Below are 23031 nucleotides of genomic sequence, written 5' to 3' on the forward strand. Positions count from 1 at the left end.
GATGAGCCCCTATGCGCTTTTGGGACTGTCGGTGCTCTTTGAGGTGTTCGGTACCACGTGTATGAAGCTGTCGGAGGGTTTCACCCAGCCCGTGTTCGGCATCGTGACCGCTGCGTGCTATATCTTGTCGTTTGTGATGCTGACGTTCGCGCTCAAGGATCTGAGCCTGGGGATGGCCTACGGCATCTGGGGCGGCGTCGGCACGTTTCTGACGACGCTTATCGGCATCATTTTCTGGAACGACCCGTTCTCTATCGTCGTCGGTATCGGGATGATCGCGGTCGTCGCCGGCATCGCGCTGCTCAGCAAGGGAACGCAAGAGGCCGAGGAAGCGGAACTCGCCCCCGCGCAAGGCTAGAAGAGCGCCTTGCTCGCGGGTCTCTTCTCGGCAATTGTCAAGGGTTCGCGAAGGGAACATCGCTAGTGCTTCATCTCGGTAGATGTGTCCTTTTCCAGCGTGTCGGTGCGATTCTCGAAGAATGCTGCGATAATCGTCGCCGCAGAGCTTCGATGAGGGGAGTGCCGTGATTTTCTTCTTTTCAGCTACGGGCAATTCGAGATACGTTGCTCAGCGTGTTGCCGCAATGACGAGGGAAGAGGTGGTCTCGATTGCCGAGTGCGTCAAAGAACAGCGATTTCGCTTCGTCGCAAACGGCTGCCCCATCGGCATCGTCAGCCCTGCGTATGCCTGGGGGCTGCCCAGTATCGTGCGGGATTTCCTGCGGCAGTTGTCGTTGGACGGGAAGCCGAGCTATCTGTGGTATGCCGCCACGTACGGAAGCACGCCAGGGCAGCCAGGGCGGTTCGCCAACAAGATCATGGGGGAGAAGGGCCTCGCCTTCGATGCGTACTTCGGCGTGAAGATGCCGGACACTTGGATGCCTATTTTCGACTTGAGCGACAAGGAGAAAGTCGACCGCATTAACCAGGACGCGGAGCGGGAAATTGACTTCTTGGTCGAGGGGGTGGAAAGCCGGGCAATCGGGGACTTCACGCGACGCAAGGTTCCTGTGTTCGCGGCGAAGCTGTTCTATGTGTTAGAGTACGATTCGATGCGCAAGACCAGCCATTTTACTGTTGAAGATTCCTGCATTGGCTGCGGGTTCTGCGCGAGGAAATGTCCCGCCTCCGCCATCGAGATTCGCGATACAAAGCCTGTTTGGGTGAAGGAACGGTGCGTGATGTGCCTCGCTTGCCTGCACCATTGCCCGAAGTTCTCCATCCAGTACGGAAGCCGAACGAAGCGCCACGGCCAGTACGTACACCCAAATATTTAGGAATCTCGCTGATTTCGGTTAGCGTGTCGGCGGCGGGGCGAAGGATTGCCCGCGTCCGTTTTTCGCGCATGGAATTATGGATGCCTCGGTTTGCTTGCCCACCGACTTTTCAGCCTGGCCTCAGCAAAGTCGCGGCGAGTTGGCGAGTCTTTCGGTGGAGAAGATTTTGCGTGCGGCGGCTTCGTACTCGTCGGCGCGGCGGGTCTTTCTCATGGTGCGGTGGACCGAGGACGGGTCGGCGAAGGCGTGCTCGGCGTATCCCCACCACTCCTTCATGCGAAACACCGCGTTGCCGCCCATGTCGTCGGTATATGCCTGATAGAGTTCGTCGTGGAAGCGCTCGAGCTCCTCGTGCGTCAAACCTGCGCCGCCGCGAATCATGCGTGCGAGGGCGGGGTTGGCCACGATCCCGCGACCGATCATGACGTGACGCGTTTGCGGGTAGGCTGCGACCAGCGCATTGTAGTCGTCCAGCGTGAAGATGTCTCCGTTGTAGGCGACGGGGAGCGGTGCGCGCTCGAGCGTCTTGCCGTACAGTTCCTGGCGCGGGGCGCCGTCGTAGAAGTCCTTCTGCACGCGGGGATGCACGATGAGCTCGGTGATTCCGCAGCGGCAGAACAGAGCAAGGAGCTCGTCGTACTCGTCGTCGTTCGCGATGCCGACGCGCGTTTTGACCGAAACCGGCAGCGGCGAGCGCTCGCACACGTCGGCAAGAAACGCCTCGAGCCTGGGTAGGTTGCGCAAAAGGCCGGAGCCCTTCTCCTTGGCGACCACTGTTCCCGAGGGACAGCCGAGGTTGAGGTTGACTTCCTTGTAGCCCATGTCGGCAAGAAGCCCAGCCGCCCAGATGAACCTGTCGGCGTCGTTGGTCAAAAGCTGGGGCACGACATTGAGGCCCTGGTTGTTCCCGGGGTCGAGCTCGCGGCTGTTGCGCTTGCTGAATGGCGTTCCCACCTTGGGGAGCGGCGAGATGAACGGCGTGTAGTAGCGGTCGAGCGCGCCAAAGATTTCCGCGTGCACGCGGCGAAACGCATATCCGGTGATTCCCTCCATGGGGGCAAGCGATAGCAGCATTCCGCCTCCTTCTTCATCTGAGCATACTTCTGGTGATGACGCCTCTTGAACGGGCTGATGATTTCATTATCGCAGGATAATCCCGTTCGCGATGCTGCGATTACTCAGTTGGGCTCTAGCTGTATTCTTGTAGGTTGAAAAAGTAAGCGCAAAGTCGTTGCGTTTAACCTTGCAGCGCGGCGCAAGCCGCCCGGTTCGGGAGGGCGGGCCCCGGCCCGGCCGAGCGAACCGCAAGGAAGCCCCGAAAGGCCTTACAATCTAGGCGCGCTTTCCCTCCGGGCGGGAAGGAGGTGCACCATGCCGAAGAGCGGAAAGCACCTGACGCTGGAGAGCCGGGAAATCGTCGAGCAGGGCATAAGGGACGGCGACCCGGCCAGCAAGATAGCGCGCAGGCTGCGCGTCGCCGCCTCGACCGTGACGCGGGAGGCCAGGGCCCACCGCACGGTGAGGCCCAAGAAGATGTCGCCGCACGAGAGGGCGTCGAACCGCTGCGCCAGGCGGCCCTCGTGCTCCAAGAGCGGCACGGCCTGCGCCAAGTGCTCCACCAAGTACACCAACTGCAAGGACTGCAGGACGCGCAGGTGCGTTCTGACCTGCCCGGACTTCGAGCAGAAGACGTGCCCGGACACCGAGAGGTGGCCCTACGTCTGCCCGGACGGGTGCCGCAGGCGGGGCGGCTGCAGCTTCCCGAAGTGCTCGTACCGGGCCTCCGAGGCCCAGGCCGCCTACGAGGCGACCCTGTCGCGGGCCCGCTCGGGGATCTTCGCGACGGAGGCGGAGCTCGCGGCGGCCAACGAGCTCGTCGTCCCGCTCGCGAGGAAGGGGTGGAGCTTCGAGGCGATATGGCTCGCGCACGGCGCTGAGCTGCCGTTCGGGCTGCGCACGGCCTACCGGTACCAGGAGGGGGGCCTGCTCGGCGTGGCGGCCATTGAGATGCCGCGCAAGGTCAGGCACCTGCCGAAGAGGAAGGCGAGGACGCCGGGAAGGCCGCGCGTGGACCGGTCCGGGCGGGAGTACGCCGACTTCGAGGCGCTGCCGCTCTCCGAGCGCGCGCGGGCCGTGCAGGGCGACTCGGTGGAGGGCCTCGGGTCCAACTCGACCGACGTGCTGAGCCTGCACTTCCTGGCCAGCTCGCTGCAGCTCTACCTGAAGAAGGGGAGGGGGTCGGCGGCGGACACGGTGGCCTGGCTGGACGCGATGGAGTCCGAGCTGGGCTCGCCCGGGGCTTTCCGGGCCGTCTTCCCGGTCCTGCTCGTCGACCGCGGCGTCGAGTTCGACGATTGGGCCGGGATGGAGCGGTCGTGCCTGGCCGGGGGCGAGGCGAGGTGCTCCGTCTACTACTGCGACCCCATGAAGTCCAACCAGAAGGCCCAGGCCGAGAGGAACCACGAGCAGCTCAGGCGCATCCTGCCCAAGGGCCGCAGCGACTTCGACAGGCTCAGCGCGTGGGACGTGGCGGTGTGCTGCAGCCACGTGAACTCCTACCCTTTGGGGAGGCTGGGCGGCAGGTGCGCCATCGAGGCGTCCGAGGGGGTCGTGCCGAGGAGCCTGCTCGAGTTCCTGGGCGTGGAGCGCGTCCCGGCGGACGAGGTGTGCCTTAGGCCGTGGCTCATGGCCCACGCCGTCGATCAATAGCGATAGATAGATAGATAGATACCGAAGAAAGACGAAGCCTGGGGGCGCGCCCGAAAACCTACCGAGAAGCCGGGCCCCGCCCGTTGCGTTTACCTTGACAGGAAAACGGGCCGGGCCCCGCGTCAGCGCGCCCTCCGGGGGCCGGGGCGGCGCGGGGCGCCGCCCCGGCAGGTCCCATTCTGCCCTTCTGCCAAGGTAACCGCAACGGTTTCAGCCATGTTTTGCCTGTGAAGGCGCAACCGTTGCGCTTAGGTTGTCAGCGTTGCGTTTACTTTTTCAACCAACCAGCTGTATTCTTGCTTGCGCCGCCTGCGACCAGTTGCCGTTCGACCGTGCCTGGTTGTATACTTCGTCCGACGGGGCAATCGTGCTCCGCGCAAACGCATCTTAGGGGATGTCTTTTTGGTCATTGTTCTTTAGGGAACGGTTAATCGCAGAGCACTTCTGAAAAGGCCGCATCAAGGCCTTATGTTTATGCGCCGTTCCGCACCTGTTTTTACCATCGACTCAACAAACAGGAGTAACAATGAACAACTTCCCAAAAGCGAACAGCTTCGACATCAACCTAGTCCGATCCAAGATCATGGGGCCCAACCCGCTTAAGCTCTGCGAGGAGCTACTTTGCGACGCCGATGTCGCGAAGGGGTCGCGCGTGTGCGACCTCGGCTCTGGCACTGGCATAACAAGCGTGATGCTTGCGCGCGAATACGGGCTCGATGTGTACGCCGTCGACCTGTGGAGCGACCCCGATGAGAATCGCGCGTTCTTTCGAGAGATGAGCGTGCCGGACGAGCGGATTCATCCCGTTAGGGCCAACGCCGCGGAAGGCTTGCCTCTCGAGCTGGGGTTCTTCGATGCCGTGGTGAGCATCGATTCGTATAACTATTTCGGGCGCGACCCGCACTATCTGGGGGAGAGGCTTCTTCCGTATGTGAAGCCTGGTGGCAGGATTTACCTTTCCATCCCCGGCATGGTGCGCGATTGCCATGACGCGCTGCCGGCATGCCTGCTTGCATCTTGGAGCGTCGAGCAGCTTGAATACATGCACGATATGGCCTGGTGGCGATCTATGATTGGGCAAACGGACGGCGTTGCTATCGAGGATATGCATCAGATGGCGTGCACGCCCGAGGCGTGGGCCGACTGGATTGTCTGCGATAACGAGTACGCTCAAGGCGACCGTGCGGCCGTTGAGGCGGGCGCGCTCGAGTTCTTGAACACCATCGCGGTCACGCTTGTGAAGGCCTAGGCTAGGTAACCGGAAAACGGGCGGCGGGCGCATAGTTTGCCCGCCGCCTCTGCTCGCATGATGGATATGCCAATTGTTGCGACAGCCCGGCTCGAAAGTCACGTTGAAAATTGCCAGGTAGTCATCGGGCCCAGTGAGCGCGTTGAGATAGCTTTGCCCGATGAAGTACTGCGCGAAACCGTCGTTGGGTTTGCCCAGGCCGAAGAACCCACCGTGGGACTCGGGGCTGCCGCTGCCCGCAGTGTCTTCCGCATACACCTCCTTCGCCATGTTGAAGGCGGCCCAGGCGTTGGGCCAGCCGGCGTAGAAGGCGATATGGGTGAGAATCTCGGCCATCTCCTCTTGCGTGACGCCGTTCTTCTTGGCGCTGGCCAGGTGATATTTCAGCGAGCTGTCGACGATGCCTTTCCCGATGAGCGTGCTCACAGTGACGATGCTGCGCAGCTTGAGCGATAGCTTGTCCTCGCGGTTCCACACCTCGCCGAAGAGAATATCGTCGTTCAAGTGCGCGAACTCGGGCGCGAACTCGCCGAGCGCATCGTGTCCTGCGGTTTGCTTGATTGCCATTTCTGATTTTCTTCCCGTCTTCTTTCTGAGGAGTTGATTGGTAGTGAATGGTGTCGCTATCCGCGATTGAGTCCTGCCCGCTACTCCGCAGCGAGGCTCTTGCGCAGGACGTCGAGAATCTCGACGCGGGTGAGCGTGCGGTAGCCGCCCGTCATTGTGAGGGTCGCGTCGGCGATGGCGTCGAGGCTCGACTCGTCGGCGCCCAGCTCGCGAATGCTCATCACGCAGCCGATTTCGCGCATCCAGGCCTCCATGGCGTTAAGGCCGGCAATCGCAAGCTCCTCGCTGGTTTTGCCTGCGGCGTCGATGCCCCACACGTTTACGGCGAAACGGGCGAACTTCCCCAGACCGTAAGGCATGATCAGGCGATAGTAGGGAAGCGCTACGGCGAAGAGGGTCATGCCGTGCGTGGCGTCGGTGACGGCGCCTACGGCCTGTCCGATCATATGGACTTCCCAGTCCTGCGTCTTTCCGCAGCCTACGAGGGTGTTGAGTGCCCAGGTCGCCGTCCACATGATGTTCGAGCGCGCCTCGTAGTTCATCGGGCTGGTTACGGCGACTCGGCTCGCGGTGACAAGGCTGCGCATGAGCGATTCGGCCAGGAAGTCGCTCGTGTTGTCGTCGGTGCCGGAGAAGTACTGCTCGGTGATGTGGTTCATGATGTCGAAGATGCCCGCGACCATCTGATAGCGCGGCACCGTGTAGGTGAACTCGGGGTTCAGCACGGCGAAACGCGGCGAGACGCGCTCGTCGGTGAAGACGTGGCCGACCTTAAGGCCAAGCTCTCGATTGGTGATGACCGAGCCGCGGTTCATCTCGGAACCGGTGCCCACCATGGTGAGGACCGACCCCACGGGCACGATCTCCCTATCTGCCGAGGGTTCCTCGAATCGGTCGAAATACACGTCCCAGGGGTTTTCCCTGTGGGAAGGTTCTTAGAGACGGCGACCGCCTTCGCGTAGTCGACGCACGAGCTGCCGCCTACGGCGAGGATGAAATCGACATCGTTCTCGCGAGCGATTCGCGTCCCCTCGCGGAGCTTCTCGATGGTGGGGTTCGGCATGACGCCGCTGTCTTCGACGATGTGCTTCCCAGCGGCGCGAAGCGCATTGATAACCTGGTCGTAAATGCCAAATCGCCTGATAGATCCCCCACCGTAGACGAGTTGGACGGTGTCACCGTAGGGGGCGAGCTCCGCTGCCAGCGAGGCGAGGGCGTCTCTGCCGAAGATGAGCTTGGTGGGATTGTGGTAGGTGAAGTTGCCGAGCATGCAGTTCCTTCCGCTTGTGGCCTGCTTTTGGTATGATGGGGGCACCTTAATACCTAAACCTAACTTCAGGTCAAGATACTTTGAAAGGAATTTACCATGTATTCAATCGGGCAGGTTTCGGAGATGTTCGGCATCCCCGTGTCGACGCTGCGCTACTACGACAAAGAGGGGCTGTTCCCCAACTTGGAGCGTTCGGGCAGCACGCGCCGCTTCGGCGAAGGCGAGCTTGAGCTGCTTCGCGTCATCGATTGCCTGAAGAAGACGGGGCTTGAGATCAAGGACATCAAGCGTTTCGTCGAGATGGTCCAGGAGGGGCCGTCGACGTACGCCGCGCGAAAGGAGCTCTTCGAGGCGCGCAGGGCCCAGGCCGAGGAGGAGATCGAGCGTATGCAGAAGGCGCTTGCCATGGTGAAGTTCAAGTGCTGGTACTACGAGACGGCCCAAAAAGACGGCGGGGAAGAGCGCCTTCGGGAGATGATTCCCGACGGTTTGCCGAAAGAAATTAGGGAACTATACGATTGGGCGCATCGTTAAGTGAAGGAAACCATGCAGAATATCGACCATATCGAGGTGCGCGGCGCGCGCGTGCACAATTTGAAGAACGTGAACGTGGACATCCCGCTCGGCAAGCTTGTGGGCATCGCGGGCGTGTCGGGTTCGGGCAAAAGCTCGCTTGCGCTTGGCGTGCTCTATGCCGAAGGGTCGCGCCGTTATCTGGAGGCGCTTTCCACTTACACGCGTCGGCGCATCGCTCAGGCGGGCAAGGCCTCGGTCGACGACGTGCGCTACGTTCCCGCCGCCCTCGCGCTGCACCAGCGCCCGGCGGTGCCCGGCGTGCGATCGACGTTCGGTACCTCGAGCGAGCTTTTGAACAGCCTGCGACTCCTCTTCTCGCGCGCCGGCAGCCATGTGTGCCCGCATTGCGGAAAGCATGTGCCGCCAAGCTTGAACGTTGCTGCTGAACTGGCGATTTCGTGCCCGCATTGCGGTGGTGAGTTCTTCGGCCCCGGCGCCGAGCAGCTCGCCTTCAACAGCGAGGGCGCTTGTCCCACCTGCGGCGGCACCGGTATCGCGCGCACCGTGAACCGCGCTGCACTCGTGCCCGACGAGAGCAAGACCATCGACGAGGGCGCTGTGGTGGTGTGGGGCTCGCTTATGTGGGACCTCATGAAGCAGGTGTGCGGCGCCATGGGCGTGCGCACGGACGTGCCGTTTCGCGAGCTTTCACCCGCCGAGCGCGAAATCGTGTTCAACGGTCCGGCCGAGAAGCGGCACATCCTGTACAAGGCCAAGAAGGGCGAGAACTTCGCCGAGCTCGATTTCACCTATTACAACGCCGTGCGTACGGTGGAGAACTCGCTTGCGAAGGCGAAGGACGAGAAGGGGTTGCGCCGCGTCGCGAAGTTCCTGACTGAGGGGCCTTGTCCCGATTGCGGTGGCACGCGCCTCTCGGTGGCTGCGCGCGGGCCGCTTGTGCGCGGCATCAACCTGGCGCAGGCGACGGAAATGACGCTTGACGAGGCGGTTTCGTGGGTGGAAGGCGTGCCGGGGAGTCTTCCCGATAAGATGCGCCCCATGGCGAAATCCATCTGCGAGTCGTTTACGGGCACCGCCCGACGCCTGCTGGAGCTGGGGTTGGGGTATCTTACGCTCGACCGCGCGGGCGCAACGCTTTCCACGGGGGAGCGCCAGCGCGTGCAGCTCGCGCGTTCGGTGAGGAACCGAACTACTGGCGTGCTCTACGTGATGGACGAGCCTTCCATCGGCTTGCACCCCGCCAACATCGACGGCCTCCTCGGCGTGATGCGCGATTTGATTGCCGACGGGAACTCCGTGGTGATGGTCGATCATGACACGCGCATCCTGCGCGCCGCCGACCATCTGGTGGAAATGGGTCCTGCCGCGGGCGCGGACGGCGGCGCGGTGGTTTCCCAAGGCTCGGTTGACGAGGTCGCCCGCGATAAGGCTTCGATCATAGGCCCCTTTCTTTCGGGAGCGAAGCGCGTGGCGGCTCGCCCGCAGGCGCAAGCTGGGGAAATGTTCGATCTGGGGCGGATTCACCTCGAATCGAGCGGCCTGCATACGGTGAAGCCGTTCGCCATCGACATCCCGCGGGGCCGGCTTATCGCCGTGACGGGCGTGTCGGGTTCGGGCAAGACGACGCTCGTGCTAGAGACGCTCATCCCCGCGCTTTCCCATGCGGCGGCGGGCGAGGCGCTCCCCGAGCACGTGATGGCGCTTGCCGCAGACGGCATCAGGCGTGCGAACCTGATCGACGCGACCCCCATCGGGGTAAACGTCCGCTCGACCGTGGCGACGTACTGCGGCGTGCTCGACGACTTGCGCCGCGCCTATGCGCGCACCGAGAGCGCGAAGGCGGCGGGTCTTAAGGCGGGCGACTTCTCGTACAACACGGGAAGCCTGCGCTGCCCCACGTGCGACGGCACGGGGCAGATCTCGCTCGACGTGCAGTTCTTGCCCGACGTCGACATCGCCTGCCCCGATTGCCGCGGCTCTCGCTTTAGCGCTGCGGCCGAGGGCATTCGCCGCCTCGAGAAGGGCGCGAAGGGCGAGAAGGGCACGCCCCGTGGCCAGGCGCTCAGCCTGCCGGCGCTGCTCGCGCTCTCGGTCGATGAGGCGCGTGCGCATGTTGCCGATATCAAGAAGGCGCACGAGAAGCTGCAAACCTTGCATGACCTGGGGCTGGGATACCTCACGCTCGGTGAGGCAACGCCCGCGCTCTCCGGCGGCGAGGCCCAGCGCCTGAAGCTTGCAAGCGAGATGGGCCGGGGGCAGGAAGACGCCGTGTTCGTGTTTGATGAGCCGACGATCGGCCTGCACCCGCGCGACGTCGAGACGCTGCTTGGCGTGTTCGAGCGGCTTGTGGAGCGGGGCGCCACCGTGGTGGTGGTCGAGCACGACCTCGACTTCATCGCCAATGCCGACTACGTGATCGACATGGGACCGCATGGCGGGAAGGACGGCGGGCGCATCGTGGCGTGCGGCACGCCTGTGGAAATCGCCGCGAACCCGGAAAGCATCACCGGCCGCTACCTGATGCTTTAACGGATTTCTTACGTATAGGTACGTTTTTCTCAATTACATGAAAATCTTACGTATTCGTATGATATTATATCAAATCAGAATTTCTGCACCTATACGTAAGAATCGAGCAGTGATGACACTCAGTCGCGACCAAATCATGGCGTGCGGAACAAGGGTTATGGAGTGCGCTTCCCTTGGCCCATTGCTGAGAAAGCGACGGAAATCTTTTGGGTATACGCAGGAAGAGGTTGCCGAAATGCTTGGCTTTAGCCCCAGACTCGTGGGCGAAATCGAGCGGGGGCGAGGAACGGTCGGCATCGACAAGGTCTTGTCTTACGCTCTGGCGCTCGGAGTCGATCTCGTTGCACTCGAAAGGTGATGGCGATGTCTGGAAGAGAGCTTGTCGTATATCGCGAGCGTCTTGGCCGATTCGAAGAGGTAGGATTCGTCGGCGCGTCGGAGGTTGCCCTGACATTTTCCTATTCTGATTCTTATCGGCGAAACGACAGTGCCCAGTCCATTTCGCATGCCCTTCCCCTCGGCGCGGGCGAATTGCCCCCTTCTGCGGTGAAATCGTTTTTCGACGGACTTCTCCCAGAGGGAAGTATGCGAAGGGTCCTAAGCGCTTCGTTCCATACGTCGGAAGACGACTTGCATGAGCTGATATCGAGGCTCAATGATGAGTCAGCTGGTGCGCTGGTTTTCAAGGTTGCTGGTGAAGATCCCGTATGGGGACGGGGCTATGAGCCTATGGGAGATTCCGATTTTGAACGGTTTGCCGCCTTCCCGAGGGAGTTCGCTTCGCATGCAGCAGTTCGATCGAGGCTTTCTTTGGCTGGAGCGCAAATGAAGGTCGGTCTTCATTTCGATGCTGCTACCGGCGCATGGCAGTACCCGAAAGGTGCGGCTCCGTCGAGCCATATTGTGAAAGCGTGCGACGGAAGTTTCCCACTGCAGACAATCAACGAGGCTGTTTGCATGGCGACCGCGGCGAGGCTCGGTTTCGACGCTGCCGAATGCAGGCTAATTCCCATCGATGGCAGCGATCCGCCGCTTGCTGTGAAGCGATTCGATCGAATTGATGTAGGCAGCGAATTCTTCCATCGGCTTCATCAAGAGGATTTCTTCCAAGCTTTGCCGAAGTTCGGCGACAAGTACGAGCCGACAGACGGGAACTACGCGAATAATTGCGCCAAGCTGATAAACGAAGAAAGTGCTAATCCCTTTGGGGATAGGGCGATGCTGTTTTCGAGATTGGTGTTCGATTGGGCTGTTGGAAACGCCGACAACCACTTGAAGAATCACTCGATGCTTTGGAGCGATGATTGGTCGAGGAAGAGCCTCGCGCCGCTCTATGACGTGACGAGCACTACCGTGTACCCAGAAGTGGACAGGGAGATGGGCGTGTCGTTCGGTGGATCTCGGCGCGTGGACCAGGTTACGCGAAGTGAGGTCGCGGCGACGGCTAAAGCTTGCGGCGTGGGGGAGAAACGTGGTCTTATGGAGCTTGATGAGACGATCGAGGAGTTCCCCGTCGCTCTCCAGGCCTCTGTCGAAGCCATTTGCAACCAGGGATTTGAACTGGCTGAGGAAATGGGCGACCGCATCAAAAAGGATTTCCTGAAACGCAGGGAGTTGATGGCTTAACGTCGGAGCCTCTCTTCGCTGCCAGGGCCCTGTTCGGTCGTGCGTCTCGCTCAATCGGTCGACTGCTCACAAAACGCAGGAAGGCCCCGGCAGTTCGCATGCCGGGGCCTTCCCATAGCGCTCGCTTGCGGGCTTATCCCTCGCTGTTCGCGATTGCCTGGTCGATGAGCTTGCTGAGCGTTTTCTGCTGCTCGGGGGACGTGATCGCGCCGACGATCGGGTCTCCCACGATGCTGCCGTTCTTGTCGACGACGTAGGTGGTCGGGTACGAGAACAGCTCGGAGGTGAACTTCCCGGCCTCGCTGCTCGACGCGAACCAGACGTTCTTGTACGTGACGCCCTTCTTCGCGAGGATGTCCTTCGCCTCGGAAATCGCGGTCGCGTCGCCGTCGAGCGTGAAGGAGTTCACGCCCACGACCTGGCCGCCCTTGCCGGCGAGCTCCTTGCTGAGCGCTTCCAAGTCGCCCAGCTCGCCCACGCACGGCTTGCAGGTGGTGAACCAGAAGTTGACCACCGTCACCTTGCTCCCCGAGAAGAGCTTGTCGCTGGTCACTTCGTTGCCGTCGAGGTCTTTCCCCTGGAAACTCGGGAACTTGCCCGCACTGGTAGCGGCGCCTGCGCTATTCGGCATGCCGGCGCTCGACGCGTCGACGCTCTCCCCTGAGCTCGGGGAGCTACCGCATCCGGGGAAGTCCTTCTCGAGGGCCGCGAGCTTGTCCTCGATTTCCTTCACCTGCTGGGCCCCGGTCTTGAGCGTCTTCAACTCTTCGGCTGAGAACTGGTCTTTGGCGCCCTCGATCGTGTCGAGGAGGAAGTCGCCGTAGTTCTTGCCGTCCTCGATCATCGGCGTGTCCTTGTTGGCTGCCAGAAACACTTTTTCCCACAGCTTCGAGTTGCCGGAGAGGATTTCATTTTCCTTCTGCATGAGCTGTTGGTGCAGCTCAGTCGCTTCCTCGAGGTTTTTCGGCTGCGTTGCCAGCAAAGCCGCGATATCGGTGTCGCCGCTTGTCGAAGAGGCCTCGTTGTCCTTAGGAGCCGAACAGGCTGCAAGGCTGAACGCCAAAAGCGCGCCCACCAGCGCTACCGCAATTTTCGTTAGTTTCATAATAATTCCTCCATTTGCAATCGTTTGCTTTGCTTGGTTCTTTCTCAATTCGTTAGTTCTTTTCGCACTGCTGATTCGGTTGCTTTTCCGGCAAGCTCAGGCCGTAGTGGAAGCCGATGGCGTCGGTCGGGCAAGCTCTTATGCACTTGCCGCAGCGGATGCACTCGGTGTGATTGGGCGACTCCGTGACCTTGACGTCCATCTTGCACGTCTTCGCACACGTGCCGCACGAGATGCATCGGTGCTGGTCAACCTTTATTCCGAGCAGGGACACCTTGTTCATGAGCGCATAGAGAGCGCCGAGCGGGCAGATCCATTTGCAAAATGGGCGGTAGATGAGCACGCTCAAGACGACCACCGCGATCAAAACGGCAAGCTTCCAGGTGAACAGCGCTCCTAATGCGGAACGTATGCCGCTATCGACGATGGCGAGCGGAATCGCGCCTTCGAGCACCCCCTGCGGGCAGAGGTACTTGCAGAAGTACGGGTCACCCATCCCGACGTCGTTGACAAGCAGCGCGGGCAGCAAGATCACGGTGAGCAGCAGCACGGCGTACTTCAGGTACCTAAGCGGTTTGAGCTTCCTTGTGGACAGCTTCTTGCCAGGGATTTTGTTCAACAGCTCCTGCAGCCAGCCGAAGGGACAGAGGAACCCGCACACGAAACGCCCCAACAGCACGCCGATGAGAATCAAAAACCCGGTCACGTAGTACGAGAAGCTGAATTTCGACGAGCCTACGATCGCCTGAAACGATCCGATGGGGCAGGCGCCTGTGGCCGCGGGGCAGGAGTAGCAGTTCAGGCCGGGGACGCAGACGGCTTTGCCCTGCCCCTGATAGATAGTGCCCTTAAAGAAGTTCGACAGGTGAATATTGGTGAGCAGCGTCGCGCCCGCTTGGATCCAGCTACGGAAGCGGCTCAAAAACTGCGATACGGGGTTTCTTCTCTTATCCAATTCCGATGCACTCCAAGCACAGTCGAATCGCCTTGGCCAGCACGGCGTCAGCCTCGCCCCGCATCGCGCCGAAGCACACCATGGCCGCTCCGGCTGCCAGCAAGGCAACTTGCGCTGCAGGCTTTATCGCTTTGAACAATCCAATCGCTCCTTTCACTTCGTAATTCAGACATTGACCTGCGAAAACCTACTCTTTGAACAGGTAGAGCAGATATCCATAGCCTTCGGCTTCCATCTTGGCGTACGGCACGAAGCGCAAAGACGCGCTGTTGATGCAGTAGCGCACGCCGTTGGGGGATTCCGGGTCGTTGGTGAACACGTGGCCGAGATGGGAATCGCCAGCGCGGCTGCGCACCTCGGTGCGACGCATTCCCAGGCTGTTGTCCTCAAGCTCAACTACGGCAGGTTTCTCAATGGGCTTTGTGAACGCGGGCCAGCCGCAACCGCTTTCGAACTTGTCCGTGGAGGAGAAGAGCGGCTCGCCCGTGACGATATCCACATAGATGCCCCTTTCGAACTGGTTCCAGAATTCGCCGGTGAAGGGGCGCTCCGTACCGTTTTCCTGTGTGACGCGATATTGCTCCGCGGTCAGCCTGTCCCTGATGGACTCCGCTGCGGGTTTCTGGTAATCACCGGGGTCGATACGCAGCTTGGAGAACAGCTCCATCTCCGCTTTCGGGATGTGGCAGTAGCCGCCGGGGTTCTTCTCCAGGTAATCCTGGTGATAATCCTCCGCGGGAAAGTAGTTTCTCAGCGGCCCGATTTCCACGAAGAACTTCTCGGCGTGGCTTCGCTCGATTTCCGCGATGCGCTCCACCGCCTCCTTCGCTTTGTCGTTGGTGTAGTAAACGCCGGTCTGGTACTGGCTGCCCCGATCGTTGCCCTGCTGGTTTTCCACCGTAGGGTCGATAACGTAGAAGTAGGCGAGCAGTAGCGCGTCGAGACTTACCTGGTCAGGGTCGTATTCAACCCGCACGGTTTCCCGAAAGCCGGTGTTTCCCTTGTAGACGGTCGGGTAGTTGGCGTCGGCCTCGCAAGTGCCGTTGGCGTAGCCGCTTTGGGCATCGATGACGCCGGGGATGGACTGCATCAGCTGCTCCATGCCCCAAAAGCAGCCACCTGCCAGATAGATGACGTTTTCTGAGGTGTCCTTGTACATGATTTCCTCACCTGCCGTATCGGAGGGTTTCTCGATGGTGTCCGTTCCCTTCGATTGACTTTCGGGGGGCGCGGTCTGCGAAACGGCGACGCAGCCGCCGAGTGCCAAGGCTGCCGCAAGCAGGGGCGGCAATGCTCTCCGATGCATGGTGTTGTCCTCCTTTCGGGAGAAATGAGCCTATTTCTTTCGTTGCGCGTCTCATTGGAACATATCGCTTATAAAATCCGTGTTAAGAGAGACGGCACCCGTGCGAGGAGGCCCGAATGCGAATTTTGGTTGTGGAAGACGAGCGATCGCTGTGCGATACGATTGCGCGCAGCTTGAGGCATCTTGCGTACAGCGTTGACTGCTGCCACGATGGGCGGGAGGCGCTGGATTTGCTTGCCTTCGAGAGGTTCGATCTTGTCGTGCTCGATTTGAATCTTCCCGGCGCGGATGGTATGACGGTGCTTAGGACCCTGCGGGAAACCGATTGCGAGACCAAGGTGCTCGTCCTTTCGGCGCGCGGCGAGGTTGCCGACAAGGTGGCGGGCCTCGATGCGGGCGCCAACGACTACCTGACGAAGCCGTTTCACCTCGAGGAGCTCGCGGCGAGGATACGCGCCCTCACGCTGAGGCGTTTTACGCAAAACGATGTGCTGCTGACCTGCGGAAAGCTGACTTTCGACACAAAGGCGCGTCGGGCGGCTGTTGGCGGGGAGGCGCTGTCACTCACCCGAAAGGAGACGGGGATACTCGAGTACCTGATGCTCAACCAGGGGCGGCCGGTCAGTCAGGAGGAGCTGCTCGAGCATGTGTGGGATAGCAGCGTGAACAGCTTCAGCAATTCGATTAGGGTCCATATTTCTTCCTTGAGGAAGAAGCTGCGCGCCGCTTTGGGACACGACCCCATACGCAACCGCATAGGGGAGGGCTATGTGATGGAGGAAACCGCATGAAAAGGCTCTCGCTGCAGTGGCGCATCACGCTGATGACGGCCCTTCTCGTGTGCGTGACGTGCGTGCTGATGAACTGCCTGATCGGGTATTCGGGCATGCGCTACATGGACTCGATCGGCAGCGGCATATCGGCGAGCGCCGACATCGGCGATGGTGCCGCCGCGTCGTTCGACCCCGACAACCGCGAGCTCGACGAAGAGCTCACGATCGTGGTGAGCAACGCGCAGGAATCCTTCAGCGCGACTAATTGGCTGATAACGATTGCAGTGACGCTGCTCGGCGGCGTGCTAGCGTACTTCGTCAGCGGCCGCGCGCTCAGGCCGTTGCGGGCCTTCGCCTCGCAGATCGAGAACGTGCAGCCGAGCAATTTGGCCGACATGAAGATCAGCGAGGACGTGCTGCCCGAGTTCCAGCATTTCAGCAAGTCGTTCAACGGCATGATTGACCGCCTTGACGAGGGCTTTAGCGCACAGCGGCAGTTCACGGGGAACGCCGCCCACGAGCTGCGGACGCCGCTTGCGCTCATGCAGGCGCAGGTCGAGCTGTTCTCCGCCGAACACCCCGATATGGGGCGTGAGGAAGCTGCCTTCCTCGAGCTTCTGCGGGAGCAGACCGAGAAGATGTCGCAGATGACGAAGACGCTGCTCGAGATGAGCGAGCTTCGCAGCGTGCCCTGCAACGACCGGATCGAGTTAGCGCCGATGGTCGAGGAGGTTCTCGCCGACCTTGCTCCAATCGCCGAGGCGCGCGGCATCGCCCTTGAGCGTAGCGGGGATGCCCAGCTGATCGGCAGCGACACGTTGATATATCGGCTCGTGTTCAACCTGGTCGAGAACGCCATTCGCTACAGCCGACCCGATACGGCGGTCCGCGTCTCCGCCTGCGAGGAGGGCGGGCGCGTCGTCCTGCGGGTCGAGGATAGCGGCCCTGGGATCCCCGAGCAGTTCAAGGAGAGCGTCTTCCAGCCGTTCTTCCGCGTCGACTCGTCCCGCAGCAGGGAATACGGTGGCGTTGGGCTGGGGCTTTCGCTTGTGTGGGAAATCGCCGCACTTCATGGCGGTACGGTAGAGGTCGAGGCGAGCTCGGCGGACGGCACCGTCATGCGCGTGGAACTCCCCGTTGGGGAGATCGCCGCGACCGCGTGACGCGCAGGGGGCGCACTGCGACCGTCCCAATGTCGTCTGCGTGCTGTTTGGGGCCATTGACGCCGAAAATCCCTCATGCGGCGAGCAAAAGCCGAGTTGGTGGTCAACTGAGCGAGTTGTGCGACGTTCTGATTGCGAAAAACCGGCGTTTTCGGGCCTTGGGAGGTCGGTCGTGGCGCCCTTGCTGGTAAAAGGCCAGGTCGCAAACTTGCCCATTCAGAGACGGCGTGAAAAGACGAGCGCACAACTCTTCCTCTTGACCACCAACTGGCTGTAGTTCTCATTTCGCTTGGTGGCAACTTGCTTGACGCCGCACATGCGTCGACTACCTCCCTGGTCGACGGCGTGCGCACCGAGCCCTTCAAGTATCTGAGTAGGGAGAAACGGAGTCTGCTGCAGGAGCCTAGCGGACGCGAGGTGTGACGTGCTCTCCGCTGGGAAGATGCGCGATAGGGCGGAGTTTAGCTCATGCAGATGACGTGCAGCACGTCGCCGTCGACGGTGAAGGCGACGTCGAGCGAGGAATAGGCAAGGTGGTACACACGCGAGGGGTCGTGCTTGCTTCCCGCGCGCCGCGGGTCTTGCCTCAGAACCTCGACGAGGCCGGCGGGCTTGTCTTCCTCGATTGATTCGCGAAGCTGGTCAGGGAAGTCGACCGTAAGTTTGTGCCACGGTGCGTCTTCGATCCATCCGCCGCGGGCATCGGGATGGCAGTCGGCGAAGGGGATATAGGGCTTGATGTCGAGAATCGGCGTGCCGTCTCGCAAATCGGCCCCGAGGACGTGGAGCACGGGCCCGGCGTCGGTGCGTTCCACCCGATCGAGCTTCACGCAGCTCAAGCCCAGCGGATTCGGGCGAAAGGGGCTGCGCGATGCGAACACGCCTACTCGCTCGGTGCCGCCCAGTCGCGGGGGTCGCACGGTCGGCGACCATCGGTCGTTTGCCCCGCTCCTGCTAGACGCTGCATAATCGGCGGCGATGTCGTCGGCGGTTCCGCCGGGCACGCCGTTTTCGAATTGCCAGATTAGCCAGAGATGCGAAAAGCTCTCGATTCCCGAAACGGCCGACTCGAGGGCGCACTCGGGCTCAAATACGATGCGTCCTCGCAGGTGAGGCGCAAGAAAGCTGTTACGGGGTATCCCGAACTTCTGCGGTAGGTCGGTGCGGATGTGCGCTATCGGCTTCATGTTGCTCCTAAGCTAGGGTGGTCTGTCTGACATAGCGGGTTCTATGTGCTCATCAGCTAATCTGCTGGCGCAAGGCTTGCCCTGCGCGCCAAATGAAGTACAACCTCGCAGATGAGCCAGTCGCTACCGCTTAATCCAGGAGGTCTCGGGACGGCAGATGAGTCGTGCGTTGTTGTACGCCATCTCAATCGTGAGGCAGGTGCGCGCGGCATAGAAGCCGTCTTCGCGCTGGATGGTCAGCGCCAGTTCGGGCTTGTCGCTGGTCAGGCACAGCGGCAAAAGCAACTGGATTCTGCCGTCATAGAACTGCGGCACGGCGAGCGTATAGTTGGCAGCGGCGCGGCGGGCTGCTTCGGCGACGGCGCCCTCGAAGGCGCGGCGCAGCAGCAGCGAGTTGTCTTCTCCCATGAGGCTCGCGGGAATGCGCGTCAAGTTCTCCTCATCGCCTAAGATGTGGTCGATATTGGACCGGATGGGCAGGCGGTAGTCGAAGACGAGCTCAGAGGGATCCTCGGCAAAGTGCACGCGGCAGGGCAGGTATTCGAAGGCGACCAGCATGGGGTCACTCTCTTTGAAAAAGCCCTTCAAAAACCAGTGCTGGCGCGCGTCGGGCTTGGTGTTGGGCTCGAACAGGCCGTAGATATTCTCGTAGCGGCGTGTGTACAGGCCGGTGTTGAACAGGCAGCGGCCGTCGTCGAACACCAATGGCAGGTTGGACGGCGCGGTCTGGTTCGCGTCGCGCTCGGTAAGGAACACTGCGCGGCTAAACGAGAACGACAGGTAGTTTTTGAGAATGCGGTTGTTAAGGCCCCAGTCCTCAGGGTCGGCGAGGTCGACCAGGCGGTCATAGCAGGGCTCGGGGCAAAATGCGAAGTCGTATAGGTTGCTGCACAGGGTGCTAGGGATTTCCATATGGCGTCCTTCTGGTAGCTGGGCGGTCAATCGGCTTGATTTTACACGTACGAGCGAGGATTGACGCGTTGGCATTCCTTAGATATCGCCCGAAGTCTTTCGCCGCATATTGATTTGCGAGTGAGACAAATCACCCGACCCCAGTCTCGACCCCTGTCTCGACCGAGCTCGGGACGGCGAGCCGATTCTGGCGACGGCGGGCTTTGAGATTTTTACCGGTCAGCCGAATATGCGTGAATAGGGCCGACGGTAATAGGACAATACTCAAAACTGGCATCAGAATCAGGAGGAGATACAACATGAAAGCAAAGTTCGTGCATCGCTGCACTCTGAAATGTTAATAAGTCGTGTCATTTCTTGGGAAAAGACGCATCGGAAACGATTTCGCACGATAAAAAGACGCCTTGTCAAGAGCAAGGCGCTGCAGATAATTCTTTTGCACATTACCATGTTCCAAAACATAATTGCAGACTGTCTTTTCACCTGGTTTTCGGGTATTAAGCCTTATCTGGTTTATCGGAAAGGGTGATGTGCATGTTTGAAGTGATGGCGCAAATTGGGTTTATCGGGGCGATGCGGGATGCGGGTTGCAATCTCTCCAACCGGGAAGTCGAGGAGGTCGTTCGGACCGAAGCAGCTTGCCTGGCGGAAAACGGTCGGATTTGCTTCGGGGAAGGGGCGTCAGCGCGACTGATTCGGGCGTTTTCGGATTCCGCTTACTTTACGGGCAACGCTGCGAATACTTTGATGGAACTTGTCGAGTCGTTCTACGAGCTGCGCGATGATCTGCCTGCGCAGGTGGCCGACCAGGAGATTGTCGAAGCGCTGCGGGAGTGCTTCGACGGCGAGGCGGCTGGTGACGTGGGGCTGGCTCTTTCGTTGTCGAAGGACAGCCTTTCGTCTTGCGAGGGCATGCGAGCGTATGAGATCACGGACGAGGATGGTCTGCTTTATCGCTGGGATCCCGATGAGTGGCTCGACGACGTGATTGCCGACGGATGGTATGGCGAACGTTGGGGTGAAGACTGTGATTAATGCCTTGTTGAGCCTGGACGGCTTTAGCTCCGAGCGGGCGATGCGGGGATTCGCCGCGCTGATGACTCACGTCTGCCGGTTGTATACCTTGGGGGGATCCTCCAGCGTGTCCCAGCAAGAAGGCTACGACTTGGCGGAGTCGGCGCTGTACGTGTTGGGCCTCTTCGGCGAAGAGCCCGAGGTGGCGGTATCTCTTCTGGAGTCGGAGGACGTGGTGGGGGCTTGGACCGAAAGGCGAAAGCTGCTGGAAGCTCGCATCCCGGAGGTCATGAGTCTTTGGCGCCAGGTGGTGGTGACTATGCCTCCATTTCGCAATATCGCGCTGAGGGACACGCTTGCCAGCATTGAGAGGCTTCCCAGCTGCTACGACACGTTCTTCGGCGCGCATCAAGTCCCTTGCAGCATCGACTACCCGTTGAGCGCTCCTGTTTCCGAGGGGCTGAGGGGTCTGGATTACGTCGAGGCATGGCTTGCCCAACTGCTGGAGGAGGCGCGCTTTCTTGTGCGATTCGATTTGGATGACATGGTTGAACATTTGGAGTCTTTGTGTCCGGACTATCGAGGACTGCTGATCAACCTGTATGAACCAATTCGCGATCGCTTTGCTTGGTGGACAGCAGCGCGCCCTGATAGCGCCGAGGCGCACTAATCAAATCGCTGAATACACTAAAAGCCGGGGGATAAGCCCCAATGTCATTAACTTAAGCAAGTGACATTCAAGCCGGCAACGCTTATCAGGGCCTCGCTCCCGTAGTGGGAACGAGGCCCTCCTCTTTCTCCAGGAAATCAGATCGAAAACACTCCCACGCCGTCCCCCTCCAGTTCGATCGCATGTATAATAGTGGTGGGAAGATTTAGCTAAAACAGCATCAAGGTACCAATATACGTAGTGGGAATATGTTTCTTAAGGTTCAGCGTAAGAAGGGCAAGGGCGGCGAGGAGATGCTCTACGCATCCGTGGTCGAGAACAGGCGCGAGGGCAAGCGGGTCGTGCAGCGCACCGTGGTGAACATCGGGCGCGTCGCCGAGGAGCAGGTGCCCTACCTGAGGGCCGCGTGGTCCGAGAAGAAGCCGAGGCTGGTGTGGGACGACTGAGCGAGGAGGTTGCGCCGTGGGCGCGTCCGAGCGAATCGGGAGGGACCTGGAGCTCGTGGGGAGCGGCGAGTTCGCCGCAGCCTGCCGCCGCAGCCCGAGGGACTTCACGAGGCGCCGCAAGATGCCGCACGACGCGCTCGTCGAGAGCATCGTCTGCCGGAAGGGGCGCACCCTCAGGATCGAGCTGCGCGAGCTCGGGAGGGAGCTCGGCATGGAGAGCCCGATAAGCGCGCCCGGCTACCTCAAGCAGCGCGAGAAGCTCGACCCCGCCGCCCTGGCGATCCTCATGCGCCACCACGCCGCGCAGGTCTACGCCGACGGCGACGCCCCGACCTTCCGGGGTATGCACGTGCTGGCGATCGACGGCTCGACGGCCAACGTCCCCACCAACGCCGCCACCGTGGCCGCATACGGCGGCTCGTCGGCGAAGCACGGCAAGGTGCAGGCGTTCTGCGGGCTGTCCGCCGTCTACGACGTGATCGCGAGGCAGGTTGTCGGGCTGGAGGTCACGACCGGCGGGTTCGACGAGCGCTCCTTCGTGGCCGGCCACGTGGAGAGAGCCCGCGAGGCGATGGGCGGAGAGCGGTTCGTGGTCGTGATGGACCGCGGGTACCCGTCCTTCCCGCTTCCGGCGTGGCTCTCCGACAACGGCGTCCCCTACCTGATGCGCTCGCAGCAGAACTTCATGAACGCCGAGTTCGCGCGGGCGGCCGAGGCCGGCGGCGACGCCGTCTGCGAGTTCGGGTTCGGCTACCAGCGCATCGCGAGCCTGCGCAAGAGGGAGCCGGAGGCCTTCGAGGCGCTGCTCTCCCACGAGCCCATAGGGGTCAGGTGCGTCCTCGTCGACATCGGCGGCGAGACGCCCGAGAAGCTCGTCACCAACCTGCCCGCGTCCTTCACGCCCGACGACCTGAGGGAGCTCTACCACCTGCGCTGGGGCGTCGAGACCTGCTTCCAGATGCTCAAGGACCGCCTGCAGCTGGAGAACCTGACCGGCACGAAGCCCGTCTTGATAGAGCAGGACATCTACGCGACGGCGTACCTGCTCAACGTGGCGTTCGACATCGCCAACGAGGCGGACGCGGCCGCCCTCGCCGCAGGCGCGCCCGAGCGCTACAGGCACCAGATGACGGTGAACAGGAGCTTCGCGCTGGGCGTGGTGAAGGACGAGCTGCTCGGCATGCTGCTCGCCGGCGACGACGAGCGCGAAGTCATCATGGCCGGGATCGTGGAGGAGCTCAGGCGGTGCCTTGCGCCCGTGCGCCGCGAGAGGTCGTACCCGCGCGACGGCGTGGAGGGCCGCTACGCCAACAGGTACAGCAACACCCACAAGCGGGTCTTCTGAAGAGGCCGCCGCACCGCCTGGCGGCGAGTCCCGCTGCGGGCTGCAGCCAGCAAGCCCCGACACCCAACCGAGAGCGCGAAAAGGCCCCGTGGCCGGTGGTGGCTTCGGGGCCTTGACAAGCGGCGCCGGCTTGAATGTCATCCGCTTAAGTTAATGACATTGGGATAAGCCCCCGGCATTTGGAGGTAGCTGAGACAGCCACTGAAACTTATGTACCAAATTTGCTTTAGATTATCAAGGGCAGTGGCAAGCGAGGTGCGAGTTAAGTTTTGCGGGAAAAGCCGACCGGAAGCCTTGCCGGTGCGACGGGGATCGGGGCGCCGTCGGCGCTGCGGATGACCGCATTCTAGCACGACCTGGCGCGGAAGCGCGCGTTGGACCTCATCGCCCA

At 61.2% G+C, this 23031-nt stretch carries 23 protein-coding genes and 1 pseudogene; 14 read left to right on the top strand and 10 right to left on the bottom strand.

All coding sequences use genetic code 11. The features are described 5' to 3' along the window. The first annotated feature begins 1 nt into the window (after position 1). Both ACMRQN_RS08480 and ACMRQN_RS08485 read left to right on the top strand, forming a co-directional pair. Positions 2–358 (top strand): DMT family transporter, encoded by a 357-nt coding sequence (locus tag ACMRQN_RS08480; protein WP_418734621.1) that lies wholly within the window; start codon positions 2–4, stop codon positions 356–358. 166 nt (positions 359–524) lie between these two features. After that, on the top strand, positions 525–1277 hold the full coding sequence (locus ACMRQN_RS08485; RefSeq protein WP_418734622.1) for an EFR1 family ferrodoxin: 753 nt from the start codon (positions 525–527) through the stop codon (positions 1275–1277). 120 nt (positions 1278–1397) lie between these two features. Here the strand turns inward: ACMRQN_RS08485 and ACMRQN_RS08490 are convergent, their stop codons facing one another. Continuing rightward, the gene (locus ACMRQN_RS08490) at positions 1398–2351 is read right to left on the bottom strand and encodes a tRNA dihydrouridine synthase (protein ID WP_418734623.1); all 954 of its coding nucleotides are present in this window, start codon (positions 2349–2351) and stop codon (positions 1398–1400) included. Between the two features lie 297 nt (positions 2352–2648). On the opposite strand from ACMRQN_RS08490, the gene ACMRQN_RS08495 reads away from it, so the two are divergent. Both ACMRQN_RS08495 and ACMRQN_RS08500 read left to right on the top strand, forming a co-directional pair. Then, positions 2649–3986 (top strand): transposase, encoded by a 1338-nt coding sequence (locus ACMRQN_RS08495; protein ID WP_418734624.1) that lies wholly within the window; start codon positions 2649–2651, stop codon positions 3984–3986. Between the two features lie 526 nt (positions 3987–4512). Continuing rightward, positions 4513–5235, top strand: coding sequence for an SAM-dependent methyltransferase (locus tag ACMRQN_RS08500; RefSeq protein ID WP_418734625.1), 723 nt, complete (start codon positions 4513–4515; stop codon positions 5233–5235). 270 nt (positions 5236–5505) lie between these two features. Here the strand turns inward: ACMRQN_RS08500 and ACMRQN_RS08505 are convergent. The 3 genes and pseudogenes from ACMRQN_RS08505 to ACMRQN_RS08515 form a co-directional block, all read right to left on the bottom strand. Next, positions 5506–5802: pseudogene (locus ACMRQN_RS08505) on the bottom strand (carboxymuconolactone decarboxylase family protein); the annotation flags it as partial. A gap of 80 nt (positions 5803–5882) precedes the next feature. Further along, positions 5883–6656, bottom strand: a complete 774-nt coding sequence (locus ACMRQN_RS08510) for an iron-containing alcohol dehydrogenase (protein WP_418734626.1) — start codon at positions 6654–6656, stop codon at positions 5883–5885. Next, positions 6614–7072: an iron-containing alcohol dehydrogenase gene (locus ACMRQN_RS08515; RefSeq protein WP_418734627.1), complete on the bottom strand. Its 459-nt coding sequence runs from the start codon at positions 7070–7072 to the stop codon at positions 6614–6616. Before ACMRQN_RS08515 ends, ACMRQN_RS08510 begins: the two co-directional genes overlap by 43 nt. Positions 7073–7168: 96 nt before the next feature. Between ACMRQN_RS08515 and ACMRQN_RS08520 the strand changes: the two genes are divergently transcribed. The 4 genes from ACMRQN_RS08520 to ACMRQN_RS08535 all read left to right on the top strand — a co-directional run bounded on the left by ACMRQN_RS08520 (position 7169) and on the right by ACMRQN_RS08535 (position 11764). Beyond that, on the top strand, positions 7169–7606 hold the full coding sequence (locus ACMRQN_RS08520) for a MerR family transcriptional regulator (RefSeq protein ID WP_418734628.1): 438 nt from the start codon (positions 7169–7171) through the stop codon (positions 7604–7606). Positions 7607–7618: 12 nt separating this feature from the next. Further along, positions 7619–10138: an excinuclease ABC subunit UvrA gene (locus ACMRQN_RS08525; RefSeq protein WP_418734629.1), complete on the top strand. Its 2520-nt coding sequence runs from the start codon at positions 7619–7621 to the stop codon at positions 10136–10138. A gap of 157 nt (positions 10139–10295) precedes the next feature. Next, positions 10296–10496 carry a helix-turn-helix domain-containing protein gene (locus tag ACMRQN_RS08530; protein ID WP_418734643.1) on the top strand — a complete coding sequence of 67 codons (201 nt, stop codon included), beginning with the start codon at positions 10296–10298 and terminating at the stop codon, positions 10494–10496. Positions 10497–10501: 5 nt separating this feature from the next. After that, positions 10502–11764: a HipA domain-containing protein gene (locus ACMRQN_RS08535; RefSeq protein WP_418734630.1), complete on the top strand. Its 1263-nt coding sequence runs from the start codon at positions 10502–10504 to the stop codon at positions 11762–11764. A gap of 133 nt (positions 11765–11897) precedes the next feature. On the opposite strand, the gene ACMRQN_RS08540 is transcribed toward ACMRQN_RS08535, so the two are convergent. Genes ACMRQN_RS08540 through msrB form a run of 4 tightly spaced genes read right to left on the bottom strand, consistent with a single transcriptional unit; the run spans position 11898 to position 15130 of the window. Continuing rightward, the gene (locus ACMRQN_RS08540; protein ID WP_418734631.1) at positions 11898–12869 is read right to left on the bottom strand and encodes a TlpA family protein disulfide reductase; all 972 of its coding nucleotides are present in this window, start codon (positions 12867–12869) and stop codon (positions 11898–11900) included. A gap of 52 nt (positions 12870–12921) precedes the next feature. After that, a complete protein-coding gene (locus ACMRQN_RS08545; protein ID WP_418734632.1) occupies positions 12922–13824 on the bottom strand; it encodes a 4Fe-4S binding protein in 903 nt (300 codons plus the stop codon). Further along, positions 13817–13963, bottom strand: a complete 147-nt coding sequence (locus ACMRQN_RS08550) for a CD1871A family CXXC motif-containing protein (RefSeq protein WP_418734633.1) — start codon at positions 13961–13963, stop codon at positions 13817–13819. The genes ACMRQN_RS08545 and ACMRQN_RS08550 overlap by 8 nt, the downstream gene beginning before the upstream one ends. A 48-nt stretch (positions 13964–14011) precedes the next feature. Next, entirely contained in the window at positions 14012–15130 is a 1119-nt protein-coding gene (gene msrB, locus ACMRQN_RS08555) for a peptide-methionine (R)-S-oxide reductase MsrB (RefSeq protein WP_418734634.1), read from the bottom strand. Positions 15131–15246: 116 nt separating this feature from the next. Between msrB and ACMRQN_RS08560 the strand changes: the two genes are divergently transcribed. Next, entirely contained in the window at positions 15247–15921 is a 675-nt protein-coding gene (locus tag ACMRQN_RS08560; RefSeq protein ID WP_418734635.1) for a response regulator transcription factor, read from the top strand. Continuing rightward, positions 15918–17066, top strand: a complete 1149-nt coding sequence (locus ACMRQN_RS08565; protein WP_418734636.1) for a sensor histidine kinase — start codon at positions 15918–15920, stop codon at positions 17064–17066. Before ACMRQN_RS08560 ends, ACMRQN_RS08565 begins: the two co-directional genes overlap by 4 nt. Positions 17067–17527: 461 nt before the next feature. Here the strand turns inward: ACMRQN_RS08565 and tsaA are convergent, their stop codons facing one another. Together tsaA and ACMRQN_RS08575 are read right to left on the bottom strand one after the other, a co-directional pair. Further along, positions 17528–18253 (bottom strand): tRNA (N6-threonylcarbamoyladenosine(37)-N6)-methyltransferase TrmO, encoded by a 726-nt coding sequence (gene tsaA / locus ACMRQN_RS08570; protein WP_418734637.1) that lies wholly within the window; start codon positions 18251–18253, stop codon positions 17528–17530. A 123-nt stretch (positions 18254–18376) separates the two neighbouring features. Beyond that, entirely contained in the window at positions 18377–19165 is a 789-nt protein-coding gene (locus ACMRQN_RS08575; protein WP_418734638.1) for a DUF3825 domain-containing protein, read from the bottom strand. A 534-nt stretch (positions 19166–19699) separates the two neighbouring features. Between ACMRQN_RS08575 and ACMRQN_RS08580 the strand changes: the two genes are divergently transcribed. The 4 genes from ACMRQN_RS08580 to ACMRQN_RS08595 all read left to right on the top strand — a co-directional run bounded on the left by ACMRQN_RS08580 (position 19700) and on the right by ACMRQN_RS08595 (position 22640). Further along, on the top strand, positions 19700–20200 hold the full coding sequence (locus tag ACMRQN_RS08580) for a DUF6323 family protein (RefSeq protein ID WP_418734639.1): 501 nt from the start codon (positions 19700–19702) through the stop codon (positions 20198–20200). After that, positions 20169–20849 (top strand): DUF6179 domain-containing protein, encoded by a 681-nt coding sequence (locus ACMRQN_RS08585; RefSeq protein WP_418734640.1) that lies wholly within the window; start codon positions 20169–20171, stop codon positions 20847–20849. Before ACMRQN_RS08580 ends, ACMRQN_RS08585 begins: the two co-directional genes overlap by 32 nt. Before the next feature lie 248 nt (positions 20850–21097). After that, positions 21098–21295: a hypothetical protein gene (locus tag ACMRQN_RS08590; protein ID WP_418734641.1), complete on the top strand. Its 198-nt coding sequence runs from the start codon at positions 21098–21100 to the stop codon at positions 21293–21295. A gap of 16 nt (positions 21296–21311) precedes the next feature. After that, positions 21312–22640, top strand: a complete 1329-nt coding sequence (locus tag ACMRQN_RS08595) for an IS4 family transposase (protein ID WP_418734642.1) — start codon at positions 21312–21314, stop codon at positions 22638–22640. The last annotated feature ends 391 nt before the right edge of the window (positions 22641–23031 follow it).

The organism is Ellagibacter sp., assembly GCF_048412355.1.
In the GTDB taxonomy this organism is placed as follows: Bacteria; Actinomycetota; Coriobacteriia; order Coriobacteriales; family Eggerthellaceae; genus Ellagibacter.